8 protein-coding genes are annotated in these 5181 nt (G+C 41.1%); 7 read left to right on the top strand and 1 reads right to left on the bottom strand.

From position 1 onward, the window contains the following. The first annotated feature begins 270 nt into the window (after nucleotides 1–270). The 5 genes from IM479_RS01380 to IM479_RS01360 all read left to right on the top strand — a co-directional run bounded on the left by IM479_RS01380 (nucleotide 271) and on the right by IM479_RS01360 (nucleotide 1756). Complete coding sequence (locus tag IM479_RS01380; protein WP_287687491.1) at nucleotides 271–393, top strand: hypothetical protein; 123 nt, start codon at nucleotides 271–273, stop codon at nucleotides 391–393. A gap of 58 nt (nucleotides 394–451) precedes the next feature. Beyond that, entirely contained in the window at nucleotides 452–667 is a 216-nt protein-coding gene (locus tag IM479_RS01375; protein ID WP_287687489.1) for a Fic/DOC family N-terminal domain-containing protein, read from the top strand. 171 nt (nucleotides 668–838) lie between these two features. Next, a complete protein-coding gene (locus tag IM479_RS01370) occupies nucleotides 839–1207 on the top strand; it encodes a ribbon-helix-helix domain-containing protein (RefSeq protein ID WP_287687488.1) in 369 nt (122 codons plus the stop codon). Then, on the top strand, nucleotides 1204–1623 hold the full coding sequence (locus tag IM479_RS01365) for a putative toxin-antitoxin system toxin component, PIN family (RefSeq protein WP_002803328.1): 420 nt from the start codon (nucleotides 1204–1206) through the stop codon (nucleotides 1621–1623). Before IM479_RS01370 ends, IM479_RS01365 begins: the two co-directional genes overlap by 4 nt. Beyond that, nucleotides 1616–1756 (top strand): restriction endonuclease subunit S domain-containing protein, encoded by a 141-nt coding sequence (locus tag IM479_RS01360; RefSeq protein ID WP_287687487.1) that lies wholly within the window; start codon nucleotides 1616–1618, stop codon nucleotides 1754–1756. The genes IM479_RS01365 and IM479_RS01360 overlap by 8 nt, the downstream gene beginning before the upstream one ends. Nucleotides 1757–1821: 65 nt before the next feature. Here IM479_RS01360 and IM479_RS01355 read toward each other — a convergent pair whose 3' ends face one another. Then, complete coding sequence (locus IM479_RS01355; protein WP_287687486.1) at nucleotides 1822–2589, bottom strand: ABC transporter ATP-binding protein; 768 nt, start codon at nucleotides 2587–2589, stop codon at nucleotides 1822–1824. A gap of 271 nt (nucleotides 2590–2860) precedes the next feature. Between IM479_RS01355 and IM479_RS01350 the strand changes: the two genes are divergently transcribed. Further along, nucleotides 2861–3937, top strand: a complete 1077-nt coding sequence (locus IM479_RS01350) for an AI-2E family transporter (protein ID WP_287687485.1) — start codon at nucleotides 2861–2863, stop codon at nucleotides 3935–3937. Between the two features lie 943 nt (nucleotides 3938–4880). Further along, nucleotides 4881–5181 (top strand): hypothetical protein (locus IM479_RS01345; protein ID WP_287687483.1); only part of this gene is annotated, 301 nt, incomplete at its 3' end.

Below are 5181 nucleotides of genomic sequence, written 5' to 3'. Positions count from 1 at the left end.
CCATTTTTGCCTCAAGCCCTATCTGCGTAAGGATTTCAGGAGTTTGTGACCAGTAGTCCATTAGTATTATATGGCTTTAACTCAGGCTCTCTAAGACTTTTAGCCATAGCTAGTATATTCATACGGTGGAAGTTCAGTTATACCTTCTCAACCCGGTTTTTCAGGCTATTTTTTTCTCTCTTATCTTCCCTCAAAAACCCTATATATATGGGCGCACGGATTCCCATTATATATAAAGTCTAAAGCAAGTCTCGCCATTTGTCAAGGGTTTTGGGAAAATCTCCCCACTTCCGCACTTCCCAAGAGGTGACGGAAATTGCCAGTAAGTTTGCAGGGGTAGAAAGGCTAAAGGAAGCGATCGAGCAGTTACAATTATTGTTATATTCAGCTTAATCTTATTTTACTAAACAGCCAAAAACTAAAATAAGATTCCTCACTGTTAGTTCTTATTATGCGTTCGGGTCAATTTATCAAACAAGTTGAAGGTTACACTGCTTTCATTCCTGCTGCTTTACCGCCAAATCCGCCGATAAACAGGGATTCTGAGCTTAGACGCTTGCTTTCTGATGCAGACAGAGCTTTAGGTCGTCTTGATGGCGTAATTTCGATGTACGTTCGTCAAGAAGCGGTTTTGAGTTCTCAGATTGAGGGAATACAAAGCAGTTGAGAAGATGGTTCTTCTAAGAAGTATGAAAGATTGTCTTTGACCACTTTAAATACCTGATAAAATGTCGTTGGGAATCAAGGTCAGATTAAGGTTTCTGCTATATCAATTATTGAAATCATCTATTTATCTGACTATTCAAGCTTTATCTAACCTTCAAACTATTTGGTAATTATGATACAAATTACGTTAACTCCTGAACAAGAACAGTTTTTAGAAAGACAACTGAAAACTGGTAAATATAACACCCATCAAGAGGTTATTTCTAAAGCATTTCAGCTATTAGAAGAACAAGAGTATGAAATTATATTACCTGATTATGTTAAAGGGACAGAATCCGCAAAAGCCTTATTAAAAGAAAAGATTAGGAAGTATCGAAAAGAACGGGAACAAAATAAGGATAAACCGATTGATCCTGAAAAAGTAAGGTTAGCAGAAGAATTTAAGCGTTTATGCCAAGAAACCCAAGCTTTACACGCTGATAATCCGTTAACCGATGAAGAAATTGCGGCGGAAATTGAAGCTTATCGGAGAGGAGAATGAGAGTTATTATTGATACAAATATCCTTATTTCTGCGGCGGTTGCTGATGGAAAACCAGAAAAGGTGATTAATTTTATTATTAGTCATGCTGATTATGATTGGATAGTATCACAGGAAATTTTAGATGAGTATAGAGAAGTTTTACAGCGAAAGAAGTTAAAACTACGTGATACCAAGAAAGCAGAATGGTTAACTTTAATTGAAAATAGCACAAAGTTAATAGAAGTTAATGTTAATGTTGACTTTACAAGGGATCCGAAAGATGCTAAGTTTATCGCTTTAGCAAGGGTTAGTGAGGCGGATTTTTTGATTACTGGTGATCGGGATTTTGAGGAGATGATAGAATTAGAGCAAACGGTTATTATTTTGGTTTCTTTGTTTTATGATTTGTTTACAGGTGAGGGTGAATATGAGTAAAAATTGGGATTTAGAACAAGAAATCGTCACTTATCTTGATAACCTACAAGGCAAAATCAACGAGGTGAAACAACTCAGAGAAAAAGCCATCCAAGAATTAGACGCACTGCTTCCCAGTATCCTAGATAACTGACGACCGGCTCCCCAAAACGAAAACTTCGTACCTCACCATGAAGATAGCTGCTATATCTAAAATCCTTATTCATCGCCTAAATAAGCTTCAATCACCGCAGGATTGCTCCTAACTGTGGCTGGCTCTCCCAAAGCGATTAACTTACCGAAATCTAACACGGCCATGCGATCGCATAATCCCATCACTAAAGGCACATGATGTTCGATTAACAGGACAGTTAAAGCTAAATTATCACGAATTTGTCGAATTAGCTGACTTAATGACCCCTTTTCGCTGGGATTCATCCCGGCTGCCGGTTCATCGAGGAGTAATAACTGGGGTTGCAAAGCTAAAGCGCGGGCAATTTCCAAGCGTCTTTGATCACCATAGGCTAAATTACAGGCTTTCCGATTGCTTTGGTCGGTTAATCCGACTAAATCTAATAATTCCTCTGCTCTTTTGTAGGTTTTTTCCTCCTCCCTTCTCGAAACCGGTAAACCCAAAATTCCCGTCCAGAGATTGGAGCTATTGTGAATGTTACCAGCGATTGCCACATTTTCTAAAGCCGATAATTCACCAAATAAGCGCAAATTCTGGAAAGTACGGGCAATTCCTGCCTGAGCGATCTGGTGAGGACGATAATTCGCCAGACTGTACCCTTGATAAATTAAATCACCACTCGATAGGGGAATTAAACCAGTGATCAGATTAAATAAAGTCGTTTTTCCCGCCCCATTGGGTCCAATTAAGCCAAAAATCTCGTTTTTTTGTACCTGAAAGGAAACTCCATCGACAGCGACTAATCCCCCAAATCGACGGGTTGCTCCCCGCACTTCTAATAAATTTGCCTGCATCCTTGTTAACAGATTAAATTAGTCGATTTTACTCGCTCAAGACTATTTAAAGCAAGCATTGCAACGACCCAAAAAATATTTGTCAGGAGATTTACCCTAAAAGAATCAGTTTTAAAGATTTATTGGGCAATTATTTTGATTAGGAAATACTTTACACAATCCCCACGAGATAAGCAAGACGGATCACCACTACTAGCAAATCACTACCGATAACGAAAAACTGCCATAATTGCAGAAATGTCCTCATCTAGCCAAAAGGCGATTGCTATTGATGAAAAATGACGCTAAAATTATCGATCTCGTCATCCGGCTGTTTTTTCTCGGCCTGTTGTTATTTGCTGGGTTCACCCTGCTGCGTCCCTTCCTAACCATGATCCTCTGGGGAGCAATTCTAGCGATCGCTTGGTATCCCCTCTTTCTCTGGTTAAAAAAGTTACTCGCTGGCCGGGCTAAACTGGCCACAGTTCTGCTCACCCTACTTTCTCTAGGGATTATTATCGGTCCGGTGAGTGGCATTGCAGCGGTTCTGGCGGGTAATCTGCGAACGCTCGCCGAATATATCGATACTGGTGCGGTGCTGATTCCCCCTCCCCCCACCGATGTGGCCACCTGGCCGCTGATCGGCGAAAGGATTGCCAGTCTCTGGCAGCAGGCATCAGATAACACGGGTCAATTTCTTCAACGCTTCGAGCCACAATTAAAAGAACTGGGGAAAATCTCCCTTTCTCTGGCCACCAGTACTGGTCTGACGGTGCTGAAATTTATCGTCTCGATTCTGATTGCGGCGGCACTGACCCTCTCGGCTAAAAATCTGACTCACCTGATGAACCGGTTAGCGGAAAAGATCGCCCCAGGTCGAGGAATCGCGCTGGCCAGTCTTACCGCCTCCACCGTCCGCAATGTTAGCCGCGGTATTATTGGCGTTGCCATTATCCAGAGTCTTTTGATCGGCATCGGTTTAGTAGCGGTGGGAACACCTGCGGCCGGTTTATTAACTCTCCTCACCCTAATTTTGGGCATTCTCCAAATTGGCCCCAGTTTGATTGTCTTGGGGGCGCTCATTCACGCTTGGGTAACACTACCCAATTCCATCGCCCTATTATTTACCCTCTGGATGATTCCCGCCACCTTGGTGGATAATTTCCTCAAGCCGATCTTAATGGGGCGCGGCCTGCCCATTCCCATGGTGGTGATTCTGCTAGGGGTGTTCGGGGGAGTGATCGCCTACGGGATTATCGGTTTGTTCGTCGGGCCGGTTCTGCTCGGTCTCTGCTACGAGTTAGTTAGGGCTTGGATTGGCGAGGATAGCCCCGCACCAGTGGTAAATAGCCATGATCAGTCAATCTAAAGGCCGATAGAGCTAATTTTTACCTTAATCTTTCTAGGGAACTTGGGAAAAAAAGATTAATTTAGCCACGGTTCCGGTTAAGCAGATTGAGGTAAAAGTAGGCTCATCTAAAGGGAAGATTTCTTCAGTTGGTGATAACAAGCAATCAAACCGCAGAAACCAGACTGAAGTGAGGAGAAGGTTTAATTTAAGCAATAGGTAGTAATTTGAATGTGGTGGTTGTTTTATTGTAATAATATCGAGGTGTATATTGGGCTGATAATTAATAAAAAATAAGGGAAATTACTGATTTATATCGCCAATTCATCAATCAGTCAAAGAAACATGAAAAAGCTTGCCATTTTTTGAATAAAAAACTATTTTTATCCCCAAATATTACCCATTCATCGTCTCTGATAAACCTGATATATTATTAGTGTTTATTATTTGTACAAGTCTTGCTAGATAAAGCTTTGAAGACTATTTTTTGGAAAATTATCCCTATTCTTCTCCCTTCCACACAGAAACGATAAGAGCCGATTTATCCACTTAATTATCCTTTCTATAATTAGGCCACAGTTTTTGAAAAATAGTCTCAGTATTTCCTCTGTTGATTGAGAAACCCTGACCTGGTAAGCTAAGACGCATTTACGCAACGCATTTTAACCGCGTCTCAACCAGCAATTTAAGCAATTTAAATGCACGGGCAGCTTAATACCTCTAGGTTTTTTAATTCTCAATAATACTGTTCTTATTGCGGTGACTAATCAGGCTCTTGGATAAATTAATTTAAGAAAAAATTTATTTATTTGTTAAATGTCTATATTATAATCATAAGTAGATGAGAAATTTATCCTTAAGGCAGAAAGGTTGAGCTTGTCTTTTTCCCTAACCATAAACAGAAAGAATTAACAAACTTAAGTAATTGACCGATTAATTTTCGGACAATTAGGGAGGCAAAATCATGAAGACAACACAAGTAAGTTCCAATTCATTGCGTATAGATGTGCCGTCCTTAAAGGATGCTTTGGGTTTTGAGCAATCCTTCCCAATCACAGCTGATTTAACAGGTTCTGGGGATTTAAGTGTATCGAGGGAAACCCCTCGCTTAGGAGTCCTGAACTCTAACCCCTCCCCATCTACAGTATCCTCTGAGGCCCCCACGGTTTCAGTCTCCCCTGCTGCTACGAGTCAAGTGGTGTTTCCCGCTTCCCTCAGTATTAACTCTTCTGGTTATTCCAGCAGTCCAGGGTTGGGTCTTGCCT

Source organism: Microcystis sp. M165S2 (assembly GCF_020245885.1).
GTDB lineage: Bacteria > Cyanobacteriota > Cyanobacteriia > Cyanobacteriales > Microcystaceae > Microcystis.
Note: the sequence above shows the minus strand (reverse complement) of the source record. Positions and strands in the feature narration are given on the sequence as shown.

Coding starts and splice junctions, on each gene's coding strand:
- IM479_RS01375 (WP_287687489.1), top strand. CDS start 452: ATGCGTTCGGGTCAATTTATCAAACAAGTTGAAGGTTACACTGCTTTC.
- IM479_RS01370 (WP_287687488.1), top strand. CDS start 839: ATGATACAAATTACGTTAACTCCTGAACAAGAACAGTTTTTAGAAAGA.
- IM479_RS01365 (WP_002803328.1), top strand. CDS start 1,204: ATGAGAGTTATTATTGATACAAATATCCTTATTTCTGCGGCGGTTGCT.
- IM479_RS01360 (WP_287687487.1), top strand. CDS start 1,616: ATGAGTAAAAATTGGGATTTAGAACAAGAAATCGTCACTTATCTTGAT.
- IM479_RS01355 (WP_287687486.1), bottom strand. CDS start 2,589: ATGCAGGCAAATTTATTAGAAGTGCGGGGAGCAACCCGTCGATTTGGG.
- IM479_RS01350 (WP_287687485.1), top strand. CDS start 2,861: ATGAAAAATGACGCTAAAATTATCGATCTCGTCATCCGGCTGTTTTTT.